The sequence below is a fragment of the Sediminibacillus massiliensis genome (genome assembly GCF_900156915.1).
GTDB classification, from domain to species: domain Bacteria; phylum Bacillota; class Bacilli; order Bacillales; family Amphibacillaceae; genus Sediminibacillus_A; species Sediminibacillus_A massiliensis.
In genome coordinates this window covers 1,563,814-1,586,424 of the sequence record NZ_LT732535.1, presented here as the reverse complement: position 1 = coordinate 1,586,424, position 22,611 = coordinate 1,563,814, and the positions used below count along the sequence as shown (strand labels likewise).

The window sequence follows — 22,611 nt, the reverse complement described above, 5'->3', positions numbered from 1 at the left end:
GTAAAGGAACTAATAATGGCCCGAATTAACGGGCCATTATTAGTTCCTTTAGTTTTCGTTATTTTCTCCGTCGGCGGAAGACTCGTTACCAGAGTCTGTCTGTTTGCTGGTGTCATCTTGTCCGCTTTCTTCGTTACTGCCGCTGGAGGTATCATTACCAGAGCCATCCTGCTCGGTGTCGGCATTGTCCTCTTCCTGACCAGTATCCTCGTCATTATTGTTGGAAGAGGCATCCCCATCAGAGCCATCCTGCTCGGTGTTGGCATTGTCCTCTTCATGACCAGTATCTTCGTCATTATTGTTGGAAGAGGCATCCTCATCAGAGCCATCCTGCTCGGTGTTGGCATTGTTTTCTTCTTGACCAGTATCCTCGACGTTATTGTTGGAAGAGGTCTCGGCAGCGTCTTCTTGCTCGGTGTTGTCACTGCTTCCGTCAGGTTCGTTCTGTTCGTCGCCAGAAGAAGTATCATTAGATTCTTCTTGTTGGCTGTTGTCATTTTCGTCATGTTCATTTTCATTATTGTTGTTGGATGAATTCTGCCCTGCTGCGTTTTCCTGCTCGTCATTTCCGTCTGAGTTCTGGCTGTCCCCTTCTTCATTTCCGTTGGAAGAGGAATCATTCGGGTTGTTTTGATTAGTGCCATTGGTAGTTTCGTTGTCTTCTCTATTATCGCCTTCTTGATTTGATGACCTTTCATTTGATTGTTCTTCGTCTTCGCTGTCACTGCTTTCGTTGCTTGAACCATTCCCGGATTGTTGTTCTCCACTGTTGTCCTTGTCTGTTGTTTCAGTTGTGTTGATTTTTACGGAGGCCGGGTCGCTTTCTTCTCCGTCTGAAACTGCTGTGACAGTGAAAGTATACTCTTTGTCAGGATCCAAACCGTTAACCGATAGCGCTTCTTCTTTGGTCGAGGTTGTCTGGCCGGTTTCTTCGCCATCAACGGAAGAAGAAATTTCAAAGTCGACGGTTCGATCATCTTCCTCTTGTTGATAATAATCCCATTCTAATCGCACGGCGTTGTTTTCACTATTATAGGATCCTTTTAGGTTAGTTGGGGATGGCAAGTCCGGAATGTATTCCTTGGATTCGGAAGTAGGTTCAGTTCCCTCTATAAACAACTCTTTTGTGATTTCTTCTTCAGGTGTGAAATCACTAGCTAGTTTTGGCGGATTACTGCCTTCTTCTATTTCCACTTCTTTCACGTTGTCAGGTTGCTTAAAGTCGGATGGATCTTTAGAAATGTGATCCATTAAATAGCGGAACATCCGTTGCGCAGTTCGCCTTTCTTCTGAAGTGAGATAGTTTTCTCTGTTCTGATAACCTGTCCAGATTGCTGTCGTGTATTCGGTTGTGTATCCAGCGAACCAGGAGTCCGGGGCGCCATCAGAGTCTATATTGTGCTTGTTTTTGTATTCTTCAGGGTAGTTTGTTGTACCGGTTTTCCCCGCAGCAGGTATATCGGATATTTCTGCGTAGCTGCCCGTTCCTTCTGGATGTTCGATCACATCTTTCAGCATATCTGTTACCATATATGCTGTTGATTCTTTCATTGCCTCATGGCTTTCAGGGTTTATTTCTATGGTGGAACCATCTCTTTGTTCAATCATGGTAATAGTGTGTGGTTCATTATATGTTCCGCCATTTCCGAATGAAGCGTATGCTCCAGCCATAGTCATAGGACTTGTTCCTTTATTAATTCCGCCAATCGCAGCACTTTCGTAAAGAGTTTCTTCTACATTTATACCTAAGTTCTCCAAGAACTCAGTGCCATAATCATGACCGACTTCATTAAAAGTCTTGATGGCAGGGATGTTTCGGGAATCCCATAATGCTTCCCTGATGGTGATATCCCCCTTAAATTCGCCATCCCAATTCTTTGGTTTGCCGCCGGCCTCATATTCCATTTCTTCATCTTCAATGATGCGGGCTGTTGACCATTCTAATTTTTCAATGGCAGGTCCATATACCAATAATGGTTTGATAATAGAACCTGGTTGTCTGCTTGTGTCGGTTGCAAAATTGAATCCTCGCTGCTGTTCTTTTCCGTAATTTCTGCCCCCGCCAATAGCTCTTACCGCACCGGTATCGGTATCCAGCAATGTGATCCCGGCTTGAAAAGGCTGATCGTTTTTATTGGCAGGAAAGTCAATGATGTCATCAGAGTTCAGCATTTCTTCCATCGTGGATTGGGCGTCTGTATCAAGGGTAGTATGGATCTTCAGGCCGTCCTCATATATGTTATAGTCACCATGTTCTTTCAGTTCATCGATTACCACATCGACGAAAGCTTCATTACCGTCTTCTTCGGTCAGCTTAGTTCTTTCATTATCATCTCTTTCAATTAACCCTTCATTAATTGGTGTGTTTTGAGCTTTTTCTTTTTCCTCGGTTGTAATTTTTTCATGTTCTTCCATCAGTTCCAGAACAATATTCCTGCGCTCTTCTGCTCGATCTGGATGTTCATAAGGATTGTAATTATTAGGGCTTTGGGGCATTCCTGCAAGCAGTGCGGCTTCGGCCAATTCAAGTTCCTCGATATCTTTACCAAAATAGTAGTCAGCTGCGGTCGAAATCCCGTAAATGTTATCGGAATAGTACACTTTATTCAAATACATTTCCAGTATCTCTTCCTTGCTGTAATCTTTATCAAACTGGTAAGCCATCCATGCTTCTTGCGCTTTTCTTTCCAGTGTCTTTTCAGGTGATAGAAAGGAACGTTTTACGACTTGTTGGGTGATGGTACTTGCTCCTTCTGAGCCGAAGCCATCTGTGAGGTTCGATATCACTGCTCCACCAAGTCTGATGGGATCAACACCGTGATGTTCATAGAATCTCGCGTCCTCGGTTGCAATTACCGCGTCTTCGACAAGGGAAGGTATCTCTTCATATTCGATGATCTCACGCTTCTTTTTCCCGATTGTTGCGATTACTTCTCCATCTTTATCCAGGATTTGAGAAGCGACAGGATCAACCAAATCACTTTCCCTCATCTCCGGAGCTTTACTTGCATAATATGCAAATACGCCTCCGCCAATAAGCAAGCCGGTTACAGCGGCTAGGAAAAAGAGTAAAATAACTTTTCTCCATAGAGGCATTTTATGTTTTGTTCTAGTTCGTCTTTTGTTCGGCATGTATATTTCTTCCTTTCTCCGTCCGAATCGTTTTCCCGGTTCGTATACCCGGATAGAAAGGATTTGGAACTTGTAACTTTTGACAAAGGTAAGAGGAGAAAGTCCTTGTTTTAACTAGACACGTTTAGTTTATGCAAGTACAATTTTCAAGAGAGGGGGGAATGAAGATGAGCGAGAGCAGCAAACCGATTATTCAAATTAGAGACAATGGTTCCATTCTTGTAAAAGGAGATGTGGAACTGTTGGATGCAGAAGGTAATGTATATGAAACAAAGCCGGCATTTTCTTTATGTCGTTGTGGTGCATCCAGCAAAAAACCATTTTGTGATGGTTCCCACAAAGCGATTGGATTTGAAAGTAAACTGAGAGCGAAAGATTAAGAGAATAAAAGAGCCATCCAAGTTGGCTCTTTTTTCTGTTCCGAATTTTCAAACTGAAGAAGAAAGGGGGGTTTTTATGGAAGGAATAGGTTTGGTTGTTTCAGTAATTGTAGCTGTTTATTTGGCGATCGACGCACCGAAGCAAGGAAAAAGTCCGGTCTTATGGGCTATTCTGGGTTTTATATTCGGGCTGTTAACCTTGGGGATCTATTTCATTAAAACAGGCAGAACAACAATAGGATGGGTGCTTACTATTATTATTGGTATTGCTTACTTAATCATCATCTTTTTGGTTATCTCTGCAATATTGGTGATGGGTTCCATGTTTACCTAAGGCAAGCTTTTAAAGAGCGAAGGACCTCGATTACCCGCCTCGGCGGAAGAGCATGCTATTACGCATAATCTATAAACTGCGACATAACTTCAGTGTGGCTTCCTTCCATCCTTTTCTGATTGAGTAGTAGTCCAGCGCTGCGGAAAAATACTCGCTTTCCGTGGGGAACGCTTCAGCCTCCTCGCTGGCAAAAAAGCGCCAACTGCGGGGTCTTCAGACTGTTCCTTTCCCACTGGAGTCTCGCATTTTCCTTCGCTTATGATGGAATTTCTGATTAAGTGTGAGGTTGTCCTATAATATGTCTAACATGGGTTATTCCAACTAAAAATTCAGAAAACTCCTAACAGCGAAGGCAGAACACGCAGACTCCTGCAGGAAAAGCGCGAGTCTGAAGACCCCGCAAGAAGCACTCTTTGCTGATGAGGAGGCTGAGGCCGTGCCTGCGGAAAGCGAAGTGTTCTGCCGCAGCGAGTGCATGCGCTTAACAATCATCAGAATCACAGGAAATAAAAATGTCACTATGTCGCAGTTTGCCTCTACTGTGAAGCTTACATGGTTGCCTAGAGAAGGATATACTTGTCGTTTCCGGCCTGGTTGATGAAGTCATTTCGCTCACCGAGAGACAGGACTGTTAGTTCGTGCATGGCGCGTGTGCAGGCTGTATAGAACAAGTTACGTTCCAATTCGTCATTATATGCAGACTGTGAGCCGTCGTAGATGATGACTGCATCGAATTCGATTCCTTTTGCCAAGTAAGCAGGGATGACAACAAGGCCTTCCTGGAACGTGAAGGTTTCCTGGTCGATTAATGCCGCATCTACTTTCCCTTCCAAAAAGTCAAAGGCATCATCGCTTTCTGCCATCGTTTTACAAATAACCGCCACATTTTTATATCCTTTATAACGATATGCTTCTATTTGCTCGAGTAACAGATCATGCAGCTCCTGCTTATTATTTGTTTCTTTAACAGCGGGCTTGTTTCCATCCCGGTTGAACGGGATGATCTTTTCACCACCTGGCATAAAAGCCTTTGTAAACTCGACAATTTGTCTTGTAGATCGGTAACTCCTCATCAAAGTGATTCTTTCGTGCCGGTCTTCGATATCCTCTGATAATAATGTCCCGTCTTCCAGTGCATGTGCATATATGGCCTGGTTAATGTCTCCCAACAGCGTCATCCTGCTGTAAGGAAATATCTCTTTGAAAAAGGCAAACTGAAATGGAGAGTAATCTTGTGCCTCGTCGATGAATACGTGTCTGATGGTGCGATTAACCTGAAAACCGATCAGTTTGTTCTGGAAGTATAAAAACGGTGCCGCTTCTTCCCATGTCAGTTTATTATCATCCAGCATGTCGATGGACACTCTGCAGATATCCTCCCNCTGCGGGGTCTTCAGACTGTTCCTTTCCCACTGGAGTCTCGCATTTTCCTTCGCTTATGATGGAATTTCTGATTAAGTGTGAGGTTGTCCTATAATATGTCTAACATGGGTTATTCCAACTAAAAATTCAGAAAACTCCTAACAGCGAAGGCAGAACACGCAGACTCCTGCAGGAAAAGCGCGAGTCTGAAGACCCCGCAAGAAGCGCTCTTTGCTGATGAGGAGGCTGAGGCCGTGCCTGCGGAAAGCGAAGTGTTCTGCCGCAGCGAGTGCATGCGCTTAACAATCATCAGAATCACAGGAAATAAAAATGTCACTATGTCGCAGTTTGCCTCAATTGTGTAACTTATAAATCATGTATCAAGTTGTTGCTGATAAATTCAGGTAAAAAAGGTTAGTTTCATTCGAACAAGGTAGCTGGTGTGCGGCTGCCTTGTTTTCTATTTTAGAATGCCGCATCGCTTTTCCTCCTAGTCTTTTCCCCTTCTTTTCTAGGTCAAAATATATAAATAAATATAAAATGTTCTCTTGTAACCAGTCCCAGTGTCCTTTATCTTCCCATGTTTTTCTGTACAAATAGTTCTAAATTACCTTGTTAGATAATCTTACAAATGCGTTGCGGGAATTTTCTGACGCTGGTAATTTATTAACTAACAAGTGATGTCACAAGACATTACATAAAAGGGGAGAATATTTTATGGAAACAGTTCTTATGGATAATTTATGGGTCATCATCGGAACATTTTTGGTGTTATTCATGCAAGGGGGCTTTATCCTGTTGGAAGCAGGTTCAACCCGGATGAAGAATGCTGGTCATATTGCCGGCAAGACAGTTTTCACCATCAGTATTGGTGCATTGGTTTTTTGGGCTGTAGGTTGGGGTTTTATCTACGGGGAAGGAAACTGGTTCATCGGGATGTCGGATTTCTTTTATGGTGACACGTCATTCAGTGAAGATGGATTATCTCCCGCAGTAGATTTCATGTTCCAAATGGTATTTGCACTAATAGCTTTAACAATTGCTTTTGGCGGTTTTGCTGAACGTGCTAAATTATCTGCGTATGTGATTTTTGCGGTTTTGTTCTCTGCACTTATCTATCCAGTAGTAGCTCACTGGATCTGGGGTGGCGGCTGGTTGGCGGACCACGGTAAACAGGACTTCGCAGGTTCTACTGTAGTCCATTTGACAGGTGCGATGGCTGCTTTGGCTGCAACCATTATCTTGAAGCCGCGTATTGGTAAATATAACAAAGATGGATCTTCAAACGAATTGGCGGGCCATAACCAAGTATTTACGGCTCTTGGTGTCTTAATCCTTTGGGTAGGCTGGTTCGGTTTTAATGGCGCTAGTACTTTCGGGGTGGCAGATGCTTTCTTCGGTTTTGTAATTCTTAACACTCAACTTGCAGCAGCAGCTGGTGCAATAGCCGCAATGCTAATTGCATGGGCCATGACAGGAAAAGCGGATGTCCCTACCACTTTGAATGGTGCATTGGCTGGTTTGGTTGCCATTACGGCATCTTGTGGTTTTGTTGAACCATGGGCAGCAGTTATTATTGGTATTATTGGCGGATTGATTGTATTCTTCAGCATGAAGTTCTTTGACAGAGCAAGAATCGACGATCCGATCTTCGCACTATCCGTTCATGGTACTGTAGGTGTTTGGGGAACAATCTCCAATGGACTCTTCGCTACACCGGAACTGTCAGTAGGTGCAGACTGGGGACAGCCAGGATTATTCTATGGTGGCGGATTCGAACAATTAGGTGTTCAAATCATGGGAGTCGTGGCAAGCGGCATCTATGCATTCGTAGTAGCTTTTGTAATCTTGAAAGTGATGGATAAAGTAATGGGCGGTCTTCGGGTATCCGAAGAAGAAGAAATCGTCGGCCTTGATATGAGTGAACATGGCGGCTATGGATATCCGGAGAATATTCCTGCACCAAATCGAAACGAACAGACAGGTGCTTAATATCCAGTTAATCATCGGTCAAAGGAAAAAGGCTGGGTGTTAGTTTTGAAAAGTTATGTAGAAATCAAACGGTATCGTGATAGGTATATGTCTTCTGTGTCCAGCGATCATAAAAAAATGAATTTGTTGCATGACGAATTGATTAGAAACACAGTCCATGTTGCGATGGATAAGGTGCAGGAGGAACTGGGGGGTCCTCCTGCTCCCTTTGCTTTCTTTTTAATGGGCAGTGCTGGAAGATTTGAACAATCAGTATGGAGTGACCAGGATCATGGGATAGTGTTTGATGGAGAGGATAGCTTTACAGATTACTTTCTTGCGTTGGGCGAAGAAATCACCCATGGACTTGCAACTGTTAAGTATGAGTATTGCGATGGGAAAGTGATGTCATCCAATCCTCTTTGGTGCCGCTCGGTACAAGAATGGAAAAAACAGTTATCCAGCTGGCTCGAGAAAGCAACTTGGGAGAGCCTGCGGCACTTCTCTACATTTTTTGACTCAAGAGTTTTGCTGGGTGAATCAAGCATGCTAAGAGTTCAGAAGCAGGAGGCGTTTTCCATCCTGCAAAATAATCCGGGGCTTTATATCCGCTTAATGGAAAACTTCGATTTTATCAAAAAGGGAATTGGTATTTTTGGTCAATTGCTTCCGGAACAACATGGATTAAACTCCGGGAACATTCATTTAAAACAAACAGCATTTTTTCCGTATGTAAACTCTTTAAGATTATTAGCTTTAAAAAATCAGATTTATTCTCCATCGACATTGAGCCGTTTCAAGCAACTGCCGGATAAATATCAATCTGTTAAATCGTATGAAGGTGATTTTGTCGATCTGCTTCAATTCCGGCTTCATTTTCGAAAGGATGCCAAAAGTTATAAAGAAGTACACCATGTACCGTTGAATTCAATGGGGAAAAATGAGAAACATCAATTGAAACAATTGATGAAACATGGCTATAAGCTTTTCGATGAAACGAAAAAAATAATCGAAAATGAGTGTTCAACATGATTATGGACCAAATGATTCATTTCATTAAAGAAATGTCTGGCAGATTGACTCCAGGGGGCTATACTTCTTTGCAAAACCAGACAGACCCGGGCAAGGTAGCCCTAATGAGGGAATTACAGCGCGAGATGAAAAAGAAGGATGTTCTCCAAGTTCCTTTTAATGAACTGAATGTAGTGGTTTTTGATTTGGAAACGACCGGTTTTTACCCTTACAAGGGGGATTCAATCCTATCAATCGGTGCGGTAAAGGTCAAAGGTGACCGCTTATTAAAAGAGGAAATGTTTTACGAGCCAGTGTACAACGAGCGTAGTCCTTCAAAAGAGATTGAGGAGTTGACCGGGATAACGAAAGAAATACTGCAGGAAGCTGATTCTTTACAGCATGTGTTAAAGAAGTTTTATCAATTTGCGAAAGCCGATGCACTTGTAGCTCACCATGCCAACCATGAAAAAAAGTTTATGAAACATGCCACCTGGTTTGCCTTGAAGATGAATTTCCAGCACCGGATCATTGATACATCTTTTTTGACAAAAATCATTGCCCCAACATCGGAACTGGTCACACTAGATGATTGTTGTGCCTACTATGGAATCGAAATCGGCCAAAGACACCACGCTCTGCATGACGCTATTGCTACTGCCGAGTTATGGGCGCATAGTGTACGTTCCATCCAACAACTTGGTTTCTCAAATTTAAATGATGTGTACAATCATATAGCTACTTGGAAGTAAGTGTAGATTGGCACGGAAAGAGGGGGGAAGGGGAGTGAGCAAAGAGTTACCTGATGATGTAGCAACTTTCCCGATGAGTGTAGTAAAAGAACTAACAATGCTGACGGCGCGACAAATACGTTATTACGAAGAACAAGGATTGGTTGAACCGATTAGAAATGATGGGAACAGACGAGTGTACTCATTAAATGATATTAATCGCTTAAAGGAAATCAAGGCATTAATTGATAAAGGCATCAACATTGCCGGTATTAAAGCAATGTTGAGTGAATAGGAGACAGATTCGATATGGAAAGGCGCATCGTTCATGGGGGTGGACGGTGCGCCTTTCCATGTGATTAAGAGATATCTACAGACTGCTTTTGACTGGTCCCTAAGGCAAAAAGCAGAGTAAACTAAAAGGAGTTATAACATTGTAGTATCCGATCTAATAGAAGGAAGCTTGAACGAAGGAGGGATTTTTATCGAAAATAAATGGTTGATTTCTGCATTTAATGAGAGATATCGAAAGGTTGTTGAACCACCGGGTTTTACTAGAGAGGAAACAGAAACGGTCGTGAGACACATTTCCCTGACAGAGGAGAAAAGTTTTATAAGCTATTCCAATTTTAATGAGGATGAAACGGAAAGAATAATTGATAGCGAAATAGAGTATTTCAGCAAATCAGGCAAAACGTTCGAATGGAAAGTTTATGATTTTGATCAGCCGCCTGAGTTGAAGAGTAAACTCAAAAATAAAGGTTTTATGGTGGAAGAACCAGAAGCATTGATGATTCTCCCCCTTAAAAGCCGAGCTGCTTTGACAGAAGGATTTGTCCCGAAGACTAATGTGACAGAAATTGACGACGAAACAGGCATAGGCGACTTGGTTAGATTGGAGAACTCTATTTGGAAAGAGTCTCATAAGCAATTGGGGGAACGACTTTGGAGGGACAAGCAAACCGCTCCAGAATCACTTTATATATATGGGATATACGAGAACAATCAGTTAGTAAGCGGGTCCTGGATTTATTTTGAGCCTAACACCAACTTTGCAAGCCTCTGGGGTGGTTCCACACTCCCGGAATTCAGGGGAAGAGGGTTTTACTCAGACCTTTTACGTACCAGAGCAATAATGGCAGTCGATAAGGGCTATTCGTTCCTGACGGTAGATGCCAGTCCGATGAGCCGGCCGATATTGGAAAAACTCGGATTTCATTTCCTTGGCTTTTCATTTGGCTGCCAATCCCCTTCATCATAATAGAATGAAAGTTACATTCTATTCTATAGTCCTGTTTTGACATTCTGAGTGATCTATTTTATAATTACTTTGAATTCGAGATATATTGTCGAGGATCGAGAAATCTGACCTTACAATCAATGGAACTCTCAGGGATAGGATAAAATAACTGGTTCAAAATGAGAAAGACTTAATATAGGAGGTTCGAATATGAAACATATTTTCAACAAAGGAACTGACCAATCAAAACCGACATTGCTTTTACTTCATGGGACAGGTGGTACAGAGCGGGATTTATTGCCATTGGCTGAGATGATTGATCCCTCTGCCAATGTGTTAAGTGTACGGGGGAATGTATCAGAAAACGGGATGCCGCGTTTTTTCCGTCGTTTGGCTGAAGGGGTATTCGATGAAGAGGATTTGAAATTCCGTACAACCGAGCTGAATGAATTCCTTGACAAAGCATCCGAAGAACATGGGTTCGATCGTAATAATATTGTTGCTGTCGGTTATTCAAATGGAGCCAATATTGCGGGCAGCTTACTGTTCCATTTTGCCAAAGTTTTAAACGGTGCGATTTTGCATCATCCTATGGTCCCGATCAGGGAAGTTGAATTGCCGGATCTTTCAAGTGTACCAGTATTCATCACGGCAGGGGAGAATGATCCAATTTGTTCACCCGAAGAATCAAAAGAACTGTACGACACACTGAAAGGTGCAGGAGCCAAAGTGGATATCCATTGGGAACGAAATGGACATCAGTTGTCACGAACAGAAGTCGAAGCGGCCAAATCTTGGTATGAGAAGAATTTTGGCGAATAAAGCTTTCCATAGGGCTGATCAGTTATTGCTGGTCAGCCTTTTTTGTAAGTATCTCTTATCAAAATTATGTACTATATTTATTCAAAAAAAATATGGGGAGGAAATAATAATTGAAAAGCAAAGCTCTCCTTTCTATTCTTGGAATTGGTGCATTGGTTATGGTTGTGAAGGAAGGAAGAACTTATAAAAGAAACCTTGAAAAGGAATTAAGGCGACAGCGGAATCAGTTGGTTGATGTAGTGGGGAAAGAGGTTAATGGATTTACGGAAGAAAAATAAATAAGAAAAATCCCTGTCTGCCATATAAGGGTTGAACATTTTTAATCTTTCCGTAAATTCATAAGTCCACGTGGATTCTCCAGTCTTGATTATAAAATAAAAGCCAAAAAATCCCCTTTCAGAAGATTGGGGATTATTTTTATAGTTGTTGACGTTTTTTGGAAAGTTCCAATTCTCCTTTTTCCTGGAGGATGACCAAATAAGGAATACACTTTTTCTTTTCATCCAAGTCCTCTGTTTCCCTGAATTTGGATTCCAAATGTTTATATTTCCTTTTATCTTCTTCTGAAAGTCCTTCTAAAAATTTCTGCATAACCCTTTTTCTCCTTTTGATAAGATAGCTGCTTATGTTAATACCAGGAAAGATTGGTGGTACGGAAAAGTATGTTCATCTCTGTAAGTTGCAATGATGGAAACTGCATAAGATAAAATATATTACTGATTGGACCAATAACAACATGGAGCTTATTAAAATTTCACAGACCCTTTTTATATCATTCTAGCTTTTTTGTGTCCATTATTAACTAAAGTTTAATATCATTGTTACCATATAATGGGCAAGTTATACAGACACTTAGCTTATAATCCAAAGGTTTGTAATAGTAGTGTATAACTTCTATGTGGAGAGTGTGCTGGTATTTCTCATAATTAAGTACCAATAGTACTGTTTTACTTTAGGATTTCCGCTTTAAGATGTTTTTAGAAATAAAGAAGGTTTTGGTTAGGTTTTATGTAGAGGAACATGAGGAAAAGGAGCATAATTCGCAACCAGCAGAATAAGATGTAACGAAATGCTTTTTCTTGTCTTTTTTAAGGCTCGGTTGCCTGTTAAATTGGTCAACTAGAAACCGCATTTCCTCCCTTCGGCTGCCAGGGCGTGGCTCTGGTCAGCGATTGGAGTGTACATTTTCCCAGTCATTGCAGCAGCTTCCATACATGGCAGCTGCTGCATTTTTGTTGCAACTGTTTTTACTTTCCGAGACTCATATATTCATAGCGGCCGCGAATGATTTCGAAGATGCCGTAAAGAATCAAACCTATAGCAACTCCGCCAAGCAGCCATTGACCAAACGGTTTTTGGGCAAGTTCCGATAAAGCACCGTCCAGCCCTTTTGTTTGTTCAGGATTGGAATTGATCGCCGTTTGAATAAGGAAAAAACCAATTAAGCCAAATACTATACCTCGGGAAATCAATCCGATAATGCCGGCATTTTTGGCTAAGTGACGTTCATGTTCATTCATTTCACTTTTTTTAAATCGGTTCATGAATTTTCCGGTTATAACACTGATCAGTTGGGAGATGCCTGTCACGATAATGCCTGCACCGATAATAGCGATTATCCATTGACCAAATGGCTGTGATAATACCTTGGCAGTAATCGTTTGTTGGGATCCTCCGCCGCTGCTACCTGCATGCATGGCGATTTTTATTGCTTGAAAGGCAATTCCTCCATATAAAAGACCACTTACTGTATAACTTGCCCGGATGATTTTTCCTTTCCAATCACTTCCGTGTTGATCAGGGTCTTTTACAATCTTAATCATAATCCAAACAATATAGCCAATCAGTCCGATTCCAATCAACCAAATGACTACCTCGCCAAGGGGGATGCTTGCTAAGGATCGAAACATACCGCTCGTACCTGTTGTTTGTCCACCGATTCCTGCAGCGGCCATGAAAGAAAGTAGTCCTATCAGTACGAATACAGTGCCTTTTGCCATATTGCCAATCCGGCCATATCTTCGAATCCAGGGCTTTAACTCATGCTTCGCTTCAGTTGCTTGTTGTTTGGCATCTGATTTTGACAACGAAGTATCCATGCTTTTTCCTTCTTTCGATAAGTTTTATCTTATAAATTCCCCTATAAGGCAATTTGGAAACTTTTTCGGTAAATACTCCGAAAAAAAGCTCTGAAATGCTGGGCAAATAAATAGGACAAACCCGAGTCTTCAGTCATATACATAAGGAGAGATGCTATTTTTTTGAAGGGGGGGAGACCATATGGATGGAGTAATGATGCTGGCGACAATCATTATGCCGATGGTGACGGCCTTGGTGGAACTTGTGAAAAGATCTGTTAACATGCCGAAAAACATTGTCCCTGCCGTTAGCTTTGTTATTGGCGTTTTAGTGGGAGCTGCGGCATACCCGTTTACAGACATGGAATGGATGATGAGGCTGTGGGCAGGGGGTTATGCCGGATTGGCCGGAACGGGGTTGTTTGAAATAGTGAATAAACGTGAGGGTATGACCAAGGTATCCAAAAAGAAGAAAAAGTAGCAGGATGTATAATACCTCTCTTCCTCCTGTTGATGAGCAGGAGAAAAAGAGGTATAACTGACAGCTACATTGTTTTTGGATTTGGTGATTTTTCCATGTAATAAGTATGGGCTCCAGGCATTTCATGGGTGCGAATGAACTCGATTAAATCGGCTTCTATTTTTAAATCGTAATAGCATATGGAACGGTAGGTGGGATCTTGTGAGGTTGTATGTGTAATTACAATGCAATTTGTTTCGCTTAAATCATAAAGGTTATCCGTCAACTTAAAGTCATAAAAAACGTTTTCTAAATCCTCAAGTATTTGAATTGCTTCCAAGTTGCTTAAACGAAGTTGCCGTGTCTTGGTTAATCGGACAGGACTCAAAAATTGCAAATGTAATTGGTCGATCACTACCAACTCCTTCCAAATTTTAAATATATGATATCAGAAAATTGAAATATTTTGTATAATAAAAGAAAAACTTTCGCAAAAAGAGAGAAATGAGGGAATGCGATGAAATGGGAAGTGCCGCCTCACAGCAGTAAAGGCTTTCAATTAATTGGGACAGAGAAGGTTAATGGGGAGATTTATCTACTATTTATGGGTTCCAAAGTAAACAGGGAGCGGGTGAACTTAAACTCTATCGAATCAGAGAGCAAGGAGATAAAATCCTATGTATCTTTATATTTAGGAAAAATTTTGTCAGGGGTTTATGATATTTCTTTAACCAAAAAAACCCTTGAATAGGGTTTTTGGCTGTTGCTTACTTATTTGAAAATTTTTCTGATAGCCTTACCAGTTGCTTTGCCGGCAGCGCGTCGGCCTATTCTTTTGCCAAGCTTGCCTTTCTTGGCGGCGTCAACATCGTTCCAAACCCGTAGCATCTTATAAATGGAAGACTTTAAGCCCATGCATGTTCACTCCTTTCTTTGATTTTACGTCTATATCATTGAAACGTTTCAACTTATAAGCGGAATATACCAACTTAAAAGGAGAATTTCAATCTATGCAATTAAATGTACTACCAAAACAGCTGGCTGTTATCAAAATAGCGATAAATGAAAAAATCCCGGAAAATATCTTCGAAGAAAGGGAGTTTCTCTCCATAACTTACACGGACGAAGAAATATCCATCATTTGTCCGGAAAAGAACATACCGCTTGACTTGTCAGCTCAAGTGGAAAAGGGTTGGAGTGCTTTCAAAGTGGCTGGAGAGCTGGATTTTTCATTGACAGGAATATTAGTTTCTTTAGCTGCTCCTCTAGCTGAAGCTAGCATAAGTATTTTTGCTTTGTCGACTTATAACACCGATTATCTATTGGTCAAAACAGACAACTTGGAAAGAGCCATTCACATTTTAAGAAGCGAAGGTTTTAAAGTAGAATAACATCATGTCCTTAATAAAAAAGCCTCCGGGAGGGAGGCTTTTTTTCTTGTCTAATCTAATTTCTTCACTTGTATCTTTATTTGTTCGAATTGATTAAGGGTCTCATCGAGTGTTTGGGAGATTTTTAATACTTCCGTGCTTTCTGGGTTCTTGAGGGAAGCCTGATACATTTTCTGACGAAGCTCTTCTACTTTTCTTTCTAAGGCAGTTAATTTATCCATTTTACAATCCCCCCATATCTCGCGAAAAGAGCAAGAACGTTTGTTCCTTTAATTATATGGCTTTATACCGGATTGTACAATGAAAATGTATGCGTTTGATTAGGGAAAGTTCTGACAAGTATGGTATATTGAAAGACAAGATTGCAGGAGGTGTTTATATGGAAAAGGTTATCTATGGATTTATTGGTACTTATACAAAAGGTGATAGTGAAGGAGTCTATTTGTTTAGATTGAATACGGAAGATTCCACTGTTTCTGTGGAAACAGGAGCGAAAGTGGATAATCCTACATATGTGACAGTAAGCAATAATAACCGCTATCTATATGCCGTAGCAAAAGAAGGGGACAAGGGTGGAGCTGCAGCATTCGCGATCGACCCGGAAACAAAGGCATTGACCAGAATCAACAGCCAAGTAACAGAGGGGGCTAACCCGTGTCATATTAGTGTGGATAAGAGCAATCAACTGTTGTTATCCGCAAATTATCATAAAGGTACTGTGGACGCTTATAGAGTCGATGAAGGGAACGGGACAATTGAGCCTCCGTTTTCAATAGCAAAACATGAAGGCTCTGGTCCACATGAGCGTCAGGAGAAACCACATACACATTATTCCGGTTTTACACCTGACGAAAAATATGTTGTTGCAGTAGATTTAGGCAATGACAACATTTATACGTATGAAGTAGCCGGCAATGAATTGAAAGAAGTCAGTCGTTTGGCGACTAAAGAAGGCAGCGGTCCCCGGCATATTGCTTTTCATCCAAATGGGAAATATGCCTATGTGATGACCGAATTGAGCAATGAAGTAATTCTGCTAGATTACAATCAGGAAGATGGAAGTTTCAAAGAACGGCAGTATATTTCCACAATTCCTGAAGACTTTAATGAGAATAGTCAAGGAAGTGCTATTCATCTTTCTTCCGATGGACGGTTTGTGTATGCAGGTAATAGAGGGCATGACAGCATTGCTTTATTCGAGATCGACCAATCAACTGGTGAACTATCGTTTAAAGAATGGACGTCCACAGAAGGTGATTGGCCGAGAGACTTCAGTTTGGATCCAACGGAACAATATCTGCTTGCATCCAATCAAAATTCCAGTAATCTCACTTTGTTTGCAAGGGATGAGGAAACAGGTAAACTTCAGTTACTTCAAAAGGATGTTTCCGTACCAGATCCTGTATGTGTGAAATTCCTTCATCAATAAAATGGAAAAACAGGTAACTTCCTAAGTGGAATTTACCTGTTTTTTCGTTGGGTTATTCGCCTGTTTGTCCTTTCCATAAATAAGCCGTTTTATTTGTTCCCTGTTTTTCTTATGGGTGAGAACATACAAAGTGTCTTCTTCTTCTATGATCGAGTTCCCGGTCGGGGTTATCACTTTTCCATCCCGGATAATTGCCGTGATGAGGGTATCGTCAGGCAGCTCTAAGTCTATTAGGTTGCTTCCAAGAACGGGGGAAGTATCATTCATGGACACCTCCATTATTTCTGAATCTGTCTTCCCGATAGTTATCAATTCCATGCTTGGCATAACGCCTGTTTGCTTTTCACCAGTTAAACCAAGTTTAGTGCCCACCCATGATAAAGTGCTGCCTTGGACGAGAGCTGATATTAACACTACGAAAAAGACAACGTTGAAAATAAGCTGACTGTTGTTGACTCCCTCCAACGTAGGATAGGTTGCAAGTACGATCGGAACAGCTCCTTTCAAACCTGCCCAGGAAACGAATAGTTTTTCTTTTACACTGTACTTCATAAATAGCATGCTGAGGAAAACGCCAATTGGCCGTGCCAGGAACATCAGGATGATCGACAATACGATTCCTTGCCAAAAAACGTCGAGCAGCTGGTTTGGAAATACAAGCAAACCAAGCAAAATGAACATGAGAATCTGCATCATCCATGCAAAACCTTCATTAAAACGGAGGATGGAAAAGCGGTACATAAGGTCATTATTGCCTATGAACACAGCCATTACATAGACAGCAAGAAATCCGCTCCCGCCAAAAGCCGTGGTAATGGCAAAAGTGAAGACAGCGAAAGCAAGTGCAAGAACTGGATAGAGGCCGGAAGCGTCCAGGGTGATATTGTTGATTACCCATACAGTCAATTTACCCAACAGGAGCCCCATGAGCAGTCCTAAGCCCATTTGCAGAAAGAAACTGCCGACAGCCGTCCAAACAGAACTTTCTGGAGTTTGGATTAAGGCGATAAATGTGATGGTCAAAAAAACAGCCATAGGATCGTTTGTGCCGGACTCCGCTTCTAATGTAGCCGTCAATCGTTTCTTGATATTTTTGTTGCCCAATACTGAAAATACAGCGGCAGCATCTGTAGAGCCGACGATAGCACCGAACAACATCCCTTCCAATAGGGAAAGGTTAAGTATGTACATGGCAGCAAGGCCTGTCAATACAGTAGTGATGAATACACCTATAGTTGCCAGAGAACCGGCTGCTCCTAAAATGGGTTTGATGTTGGTCCATTTAGTCTGTGTACCACCTTCAAAAAGAATGATAATAAGAGCCAAAATACCGATAAGCTGACTAAGACGGGCATTTTCGAAAAATATGTAGTTGTTCAGAAACATACCGACCAGAAGGAAAAGAACAAGTGATGGAAGCCCAAGCCGGGCGGAAAATTTGGTTGCGAGGACGCCGATGATCAACATGGTGGAAAATAAAAAAATCAAGGATTCTACAGATAAACTCAAGCTTTCTCCAACTCCCCCAAATCTTTGTTGTTTGTATCTCTATCATAAGCTTAAATCTGAAAAATCACAAAGCAATTGCCTTTTGATGGTCACAATAGAAAAAGGACTTGTAAGAAATATTCCAAGTCCTTTTTACTCTGCACATTATAAATTTGCCAAGTTGACATCATGAATTGTTATTATTTTGTTTCCCTTTCTAAAAGAGTTGAAACTTTTTATCGAAACCCTATTGGGCATGTCCTCTTAAAGAGATAAACGTCATGAACCCTTTGCACTTAGCGATTTAGCACGGGTCATTCCATTTACTTTTGCCGTTTCTTTTGTGATTGTATAGGAACTGAATAGTTCTTCTAATTTGGAGACGAGTCCCAAGGTCAACAAACCATTTCCTTCCGCTTGCTTGGCATGTCCCAAAGGGATTGTCCGTTTGATTAGCTGCGCATAAATCTCCGATTCGGACAATTCCCGGTTGAACTGTGTCTCAGCCACATTGATCAACAACGCAAGTGCCCCGGAAATGTGTGGGGTAGCCATCGAAGTTCCGCTTAACCTTGCATATTGATTATCAGGGTATGACGATAAAATACTGACTCCTGGGGCCACCAAGTCAATTTCATCATTTGTGTTGGTGAAGTCGGCCATTCGTCTGTCAAAATTGACAGCCCCCACCTGAATAACTTCATTATATGCACCAGGATAGGCAAACTCATTTGTGTCCTCACTTGCATCCCCTTCATTACCGGCAGCACATACAATCGAAATACCTTGGGCAACAGCTGACTTGATAGCCTCATGCAATTCAGGAATGTCATCTGGACCTCCTAAAGACATGGACATCACCCGCACTCTTTCCCCATTTGGCCCCCGCCATTTTGCAGCATACTCGATCGCATTAATGATCCAATCCATCTGCCCGCTTCCTTGTCCGGATAAAACTTTGAGGACTAGCAGGTTTGCTTCAGGACCGGCGCCCATGATACCCGATTCACCGCCAGATGCAGCTATAGTGCCCGCCACATGGGTACCGTGGCCATTGTTGTCGGTATAATTAAATTCATCACCGCCATAATCGGTTGTAAAATTACGGCCATCGATAATATTTTTCTGTAAATCGGGATGATCAATTTGGCACCCTGTATCAATTACGGCTACAACGATTCCTTTTCCCCGGCTTCCTTCGTTCCATAATTGAGGGGCTTCTATCAATTCAATGCCTTCTGGTACAACTCCGGCCGCGACATTCACTTCTTCTCGCTGGTAAGGTATTAAATGCACTTCACTCATTCTTTTTCCTCCCCGAAAAATGATTTACATCCCTTATCACCAATATAAAGCAATATGTCAGAAAATACTCTTTTTTCAATTAAATGGGTGCAAAAATCCTATGAAAGGGAGGGTGTTACTAGGCGTAAAGAAGGGGGAAAGTGACCTTTTGCTTTTCTGAAAATTTGGCTTCCATAAATTGCTTGGTTGTTATATACTTTAACTGTATCACATATACTAATACAGTTAATACAGATAATGGAATGGAGGGCAGTCGATGTTTGAACTAGATTTAAGAAGCCGCAAGCCGATCTATGAACAGCTTGTCGATAAGTTGAAAGAGCTGATCATCAATGAAGTGCTTCAAGTTGATGAGAAACTACCCTCCGTCAGGGTGCTTGCACAACAGTTGACAGTAAACCCAAATACCATTCAGAAAGCATACCGGGAATTGGAGAATCAAGGATATATTTATTCATTGAAAGGTAAAGGGAGTTTTGTCAATGTGCTTGAGTTTACAGAGACATCCGAGGAGTTGATGAAAGTGAAAGAACAATTGGAAAAGTTGATTGCGGAAGCCTTGTTTTTAGGAATGTCCGCATCTGAGTTGAGAGCAATAGTGGAAAAAATCGATGAATCGGCAAATAGGGGGGGATCAAATTGATCATCGGTCAAAACATCAGCAAAGCATTTGAAAAGGAAAAAGTACTCGATAATGTAAGCCTTCGTGTCGGAGAAGGATCTATTTATGGATTGCTTGGCTCAAATGGAGCCGGAAAAACCACTTTACTAAAAATATTGTCAGGTATCATCGGACAAGATGACGGTGAAGTGACTTTAAACGGTCAGCAGGTGTTTGAGAATCCTTCGGTGAAATCGGAAATGCTTTTTCTCTCTGATGCATTATACTTCCTTCCGCAGTATTCGGTAAGCCAGATGGCCAGCTACTTTGCAGAGATGTATCCGACATGGAACGAGGAACGTTACAAGAAGCTGAAAGAATTATTCGGACTGAACACAAAAAAGAAAATCGGACAATTTTCCAAGGGAATGCAGCGGCAGGTGGCGTTCTGGCTGGCTTTATCGGCGACTCCTAAATACCTGATTCTTGACGAACCTTTTGACGGACTTGATCCTGTCATCCGAAGAAGAGTGAAAAACCTGTTAATTCAGGATGTCGCTGAAAGAGGGATGAGCATCTTGATTTCCTCACACAACTTAAGGGAAGTAGAAGATATTTGCGATTACGTCGGTATTTTGCATCGCGGTACACTGCTCTTGGAAAGAGATTTGGATGATTTGAAGTCTGATGTACATAAAGTCCAGGTAGCATATAAAGGAGATGCAGACGAAAGTATTTGGGGTGATCTTGACATCCTGCATAAAGAAACACGGGGCAGTGTCCTTCTGTTTATCGTCAGAGGAAATGAAGCGGAAGTTACGGCCAGGTTCAAAAGCCATCATCCAGTCGTGTTTGATTTGCTGCCGCTTACCCTGGAAGAGATTTTCGTTTATGAAATGGGGGGTGCCGGCTATGCCATCGAAAACATCCTCGTTTAAAAAGGAAATTATCAAGTCCGACCTGTTAAATGTCGGCTGGATTGGATTCATCTATCTTGCCGGTTTGTTATTCGCCCTTCCGATTAACATCATGATGTTGCTTTCAAATGAAAGTAGTTTGACATATGATTCTTTATTCGGGTCCTTGGGCGAGTTTCAAATGATGTTCATCTTTGTGATTCCGGTGTTGCTAGCCGTTTTCTTGTTCAGATATATGCAAACAAAGAAAGCATCCGATTTTATGCACAGCCTTCCAATAAGCCGGGAAAGCTTGTATAACCATCACGTTTTCACCGGGATCGCACTGTTGATCATACCAGTATTTCTAACTGCTTTGGTGCTGATCGTCATGCATTTAACGACCGGGGCAAGTGATTATTATGAACTTACACAAGTGTGGGAATGGGCTTATGCTGTTATCGTCCTCAGCCTGATTATGTTTTTTTCGGCAGTATTTGTAGGAGTTTTTACTGGGATATCTTCCATTCATGCTGTCTTGACTTATTTATTGCTGTTGTTCCCAGCGGGAATAATAGTATTAATTTATTCCAATATCGACTTTTTACTATACGGTTTCCCGGGGAGATACTTCTATGATGTGAATAGCCAGCGGTTTTCACCTATAACAGATAATATAGAAGTATATAATTTTAAGTTTGACTGGACAGAAGGAATCGTTTACCTTGTGATTTCTTTTGCCTTGTACTTGTTCGGAATGTTTTTGTACAAAAAGCGGCCTGCCGAAGCTACCTCACAGGCTCTAGTGTTTCCCCGGATGAGACCCGTTTTCAAATATGGTGTGTCTTTCTGTGCGATGCTTTTCGGCGGTTTTTATTTCGGTGAAATGCAGAGCCAATTTACTTGGATTATTTTTGGTTATGTTCTCGGTTCTCTGCTTGGATATGTTATGGCCGAAATGCTCCTGCAAAAGACGTGGAAAGTATTCGGCCACTGGAAAGGATATCTGGTTTTTGCCGCTGTGACTACGATTATTCTTTTATTATTTGTATTTGATATTACAGGTTATGAAAATAGAATACCGGAGACTGAGGAAATTGCCGGAGTCTATTATACGGATAATCCATATTTTCAAGAAACAGACAATATGCTGGAAAAAAACTTGCTGACCAGCAAAGAGAATATCGAGGCGGTTAAAGCTTTTCACAAACAGCTTCTCGATCGCCCACGCAACAGACTGGATTCCAATCAAGAAAGTGGTGAAAGTATTTTCATAGGATATCGTCTGGAGAACGGAGACTTCCAAGCAAGAGAATACTTTGTGGAGGATAAAGTGGAATACGAAAATCAACTTAAATCCCTCTATGAGTCTGACGAATACAAACAAAACAACAATCCGTTATTCGAAATCTCTACTGAAAATGTCGAGAGAATTCAGCTATATTCCCATGTGGTTTATGAAAAAGGACTATCCATCGCCGATCCGGAACAGATGAGTGTGCTGATCGACAATTTGAAGAAAGATATATCCCAAGAGAGTTTTATGGATATGGCCCACCCAGTAGGTTCTCTTTCCTATATAATGCTTGAAATGGAAGATGGAAATGAAATAGAGGTTCCGCTGAGATGGACATATACAAATTTTATTGATTCATTAAAAGAATTTGAAATATATAAACAAGGGATCATACAGCCAGAAGACATCTCTAAAATTGTCGTCCTGGAAATCGAAAATACGGACGAGCACCCGTATGGAGATGCTTACACCCGGTTTTACGATGGAGAATTAACAGGTGATGATGTCATGACAATAGAAAACCAAGAACAGATTGCAGAAATACTCAAAAGTACCGGAACAAAAAATATTGGTCCGTATCTGATTGGTTTCTATTTCAACGGCATTCCTCATCCAGACATCTACAGCTTTGCAAAAGGCAAGGTTCCACAATTTGTGACTGAACACTTCCAACAATAGAGGAG

General features: G+C 41.4%; 25 protein-coding genes. 16 read left to right on the top strand and 9 right to left on the bottom strand.

Going from position 1 to position 22,611, the window contains the following annotated elements:
* Positions 1–48: 48 nt before the first annotated feature.
* Positions 49–3,132 carry a penicillin-binding protein 1A gene (locus CZ434_RS08785; protein WP_077622783.1) on the bottom strand — a complete coding sequence of 1,028 codons (3,084 nt, stop codon included), beginning with the start codon at positions 3,130–3,132 and terminating at the stop codon, positions 49–51.
* A gap of 167 nt (positions 3,133–3,299) precedes the next feature.
* Between CZ434_RS08785 and CZ434_RS08780 the strand changes: the two genes are divergently transcribed.
* Positions 3,300–3,512 carry a CDGSH iron-sulfur domain-containing protein gene (locus CZ434_RS08780; RefSeq protein ID WP_077622782.1) on the top strand — a complete coding sequence of 71 codons (213 nt, stop codon included), beginning with the start codon at positions 3,300–3,302 and terminating at the stop codon, positions 3,510–3,512.
* A 76-nt stretch (positions 3,513–3,588) separates the two neighbouring features.
* On the top strand, positions 3,589–3,846 hold the full coding sequence (locus CZ434_RS08775) for a hypothetical protein (protein WP_077622781.1): 258 nt from the start codon (positions 3,589–3,591) through the stop codon (positions 3,844–3,846).
* A gap of 560 nt (positions 3,847–4,406) precedes the next feature.
* Here the strand turns inward: CZ434_RS08775 and CZ434_RS08770 are convergent.
* Positions 4,407–5,210, bottom strand: coding sequence for an ATP-binding domain-containing protein (locus CZ434_RS08770; protein ID WP_077622290.1), 804 nt, complete (start codon positions 5,208–5,210; stop codon positions 4,407–4,409).
* Between the two features lie 715 nt (positions 5,211–5,925).
* On the opposite strand from CZ434_RS08770, the gene CZ434_RS08765 reads away from it, so the two are divergent.
* The 7 genes from CZ434_RS08765 (at position 5,926) to CZ434_RS22105 (ending at position 11,261) form a co-directional block, all read left to right on the top strand.
* A complete protein-coding gene (locus tag CZ434_RS08765; protein WP_077622780.1) occupies positions 5,926–7,200 on the top strand; it encodes an ammonium transporter in 1,275 nt (424 codons plus the stop codon).
* Positions 7,201–7,236: 36 nt separating this feature from the next.
* On the top strand, positions 7,237–8,211 hold the full coding sequence (locus tag CZ434_RS08760; protein ID WP_245830951.1) for a DUF294 nucleotidyltransferase-like domain-containing protein: 975 nt from the start codon (positions 7,237–7,239) through the stop codon (positions 8,209–8,211).
* Positions 8,208–8,942 (top strand): exonuclease domain-containing protein, encoded by a 735-nt coding sequence (locus tag CZ434_RS08755; RefSeq protein WP_095742910.1) that lies wholly within the window; start codon positions 8,208–8,210, stop codon positions 8,940–8,942. Before CZ434_RS08760 ends, CZ434_RS08755 begins: the two co-directional genes overlap by 4 nt.
* Positions 8,943–8,976: 34 nt before the next feature.
* A complete protein-coding gene (locus CZ434_RS08750; protein ID WP_095742909.1) occupies positions 8,977–9,216 on the top strand; it encodes a MerR family transcriptional regulator in 240 nt (79 codons plus the stop codon).
* A gap of 168 nt (positions 9,217–9,384) precedes the next feature.
* Complete coding sequence (locus CZ434_RS08745; protein ID WP_245830950.1) at positions 9,385–10,182, top strand: GNAT family N-acetyltransferase; 798 nt, start codon at positions 9,385–9,387, stop codon at positions 10,180–10,182.
* A gap of 189 nt (positions 10,183–10,371) precedes the next feature.
* Entirely contained in the window at positions 10,372–10,983 is a 612-nt protein-coding gene (locus CZ434_RS08740) for an alpha/beta hydrolase (protein ID WP_077622779.1), read from the top strand.
* Positions 10,984–11,093: 110 nt separating this feature from the next.
* Positions 11,094–11,261, top strand: a complete 168-nt coding sequence (locus CZ434_RS22105; RefSeq protein ID WP_179107219.1) for a hypothetical protein — start codon at positions 11,094–11,096, stop codon at positions 11,259–11,261.
* Between the two features lie 139 nt (positions 11,262–11,400).
* Here CZ434_RS22105 and CZ434_RS22100 read toward each other — a convergent pair whose 3' ends face one another.
* Complete coding sequence (locus tag CZ434_RS22100) at positions 11,401–11,574, bottom strand: hypothetical protein (protein WP_179107218.1); 174 nt, start codon at positions 11,572–11,574, stop codon at positions 11,401–11,403.
* A 656-nt stretch (positions 11,575–12,230) separates the two neighbouring features.
* Positions 12,231–13,082, bottom strand: coding sequence for a DUF1206 domain-containing protein (locus tag CZ434_RS08735; protein ID WP_077622778.1), 852 nt, complete (start codon positions 13,080–13,082; stop codon positions 12,231–12,233).
* 181 nt (positions 13,083–13,263) lie between these two features.
* Here CZ434_RS08735 and CZ434_RS08730 point away from each other — a divergent pair, with 181 nt between their 5' ends.
* A complete protein-coding gene (locus CZ434_RS08730) occupies positions 13,264–13,542 on the top strand; it encodes a holin (RefSeq protein ID WP_077622777.1) in 279 nt (92 codons plus the stop codon).
* A 64-nt stretch (positions 13,543–13,606) separates the two neighbouring features.
* On the opposite strand, the gene CZ434_RS08725 is transcribed toward CZ434_RS08730, so the two are convergent.
* Entirely contained in the window at positions 13,607–13,936 is a 330-nt protein-coding gene (locus CZ434_RS08725) for a hypothetical protein (RefSeq protein ID WP_077622776.1), read from the bottom strand.
* A gap of 102 nt (positions 13,937–14,038) precedes the next feature.
* Here CZ434_RS08725 and CZ434_RS08720 point away from each other — a divergent pair, with 102 nt between their 5' ends.
* Positions 14,039–14,272: a hypothetical protein gene (locus CZ434_RS08720; RefSeq protein ID WP_077622775.1), complete on the top strand. Its 234-nt coding sequence runs from the start codon at positions 14,039–14,041 to the stop codon at positions 14,270–14,272.
* Positions 14,273–14,292: 20 nt separating this feature from the next.
* On the opposite strand, the gene CZ434_RS22095 is transcribed toward CZ434_RS08720, so the two are convergent.
* A complete protein-coding gene (locus tag CZ434_RS22095) occupies positions 14,293–14,436 on the bottom strand; it encodes a hypothetical protein (RefSeq protein WP_179107217.1) in 144 nt (47 codons plus the stop codon).
* Positions 14,437–14,531: 95 nt separating this feature from the next.
* Here CZ434_RS22095 and CZ434_RS08715 point away from each other — a divergent pair, with 95 nt between their 5' ends.
* On the top strand, positions 14,532–14,912 hold the full coding sequence (locus CZ434_RS08715; protein ID WP_077622774.1) for an ACT domain-containing protein: 381 nt from the start codon (positions 14,532–14,534) through the stop codon (positions 14,910–14,912).
* 50 nt (positions 14,913–14,962) lie between these two features.
* On the opposite strand, the gene CZ434_RS08710 is transcribed toward CZ434_RS08715, so the two are convergent.
* Complete coding sequence (locus tag CZ434_RS08710) at positions 14,963–15,133, bottom strand: aspartyl-phosphate phosphatase Spo0E family protein (protein ID WP_077622773.1); 171 nt, start codon at positions 15,131–15,133, stop codon at positions 14,963–14,965.
* A gap of 158 nt (positions 15,134–15,291) precedes the next feature.
* Between CZ434_RS08710 and CZ434_RS08705 the strand changes: the two genes are divergently transcribed.
* A complete protein-coding gene (locus CZ434_RS08705; protein WP_077622772.1) occupies positions 15,292–16,341 on the top strand; it encodes a lactonase family protein in 1,050 nt (349 codons plus the stop codon).
* Positions 16,342–16,362: 21 nt separating this feature from the next.
* On the opposite strand, the gene CZ434_RS08700 is transcribed toward CZ434_RS08705, so the two are convergent.
* The gene (locus CZ434_RS08700; protein WP_077622771.1) at positions 16,363–17,850 is read right to left on the bottom strand and encodes a potassium/proton antiporter; all 1,488 of its coding nucleotides are present in this window, start codon (positions 17,848–17,850) and stop codon (positions 16,363–16,365) included.
* A 258-nt stretch (positions 17,851–18,108) separates the two neighbouring features.
* Positions 18,109–19,134 (bottom strand): S8 family peptidase, encoded by a 1,026-nt coding sequence (locus CZ434_RS08695; protein ID WP_077622770.1) that lies wholly within the window; start codon positions 19,132–19,134, stop codon positions 18,109–18,111.
* Between the two features lie 256 nt (positions 19,135–19,390).
* Here CZ434_RS08695 and CZ434_RS08690 point away from each other — a divergent pair, with 256 nt between their 5' ends.
* The 3 genes from CZ434_RS08690 to CZ434_RS08680 are packed head-to-tail and all read left to right on the top strand — an operon-like array spanning position 19,391 to position 22,606.
* A complete protein-coding gene (locus CZ434_RS08690) occupies positions 19,391–19,777 on the top strand; it encodes a GntR family transcriptional regulator (protein WP_077622769.1) in 387 nt (128 codons plus the stop codon).
* Entirely contained in the window at positions 19,774–20,673 is a 900-nt protein-coding gene (locus CZ434_RS08685; RefSeq protein ID WP_077622768.1) for an ABC transporter ATP-binding protein, read from the top strand. The genes CZ434_RS08690 and CZ434_RS08685 overlap by 4 nt, the downstream gene beginning before the upstream one ends.
* Positions 20,648–22,606: a DUF6449 domain-containing protein gene (locus CZ434_RS08680; RefSeq protein WP_077622767.1), complete on the top strand. Its 1,959-nt coding sequence runs from the start codon at positions 20,648–20,650 to the stop codon at positions 22,604–22,606. The genes CZ434_RS08685 and CZ434_RS08680 overlap by 26 nt, the downstream gene beginning before the upstream one ends.
* Positions 22,607–22,611 lie beyond the last annotated feature (5 nt).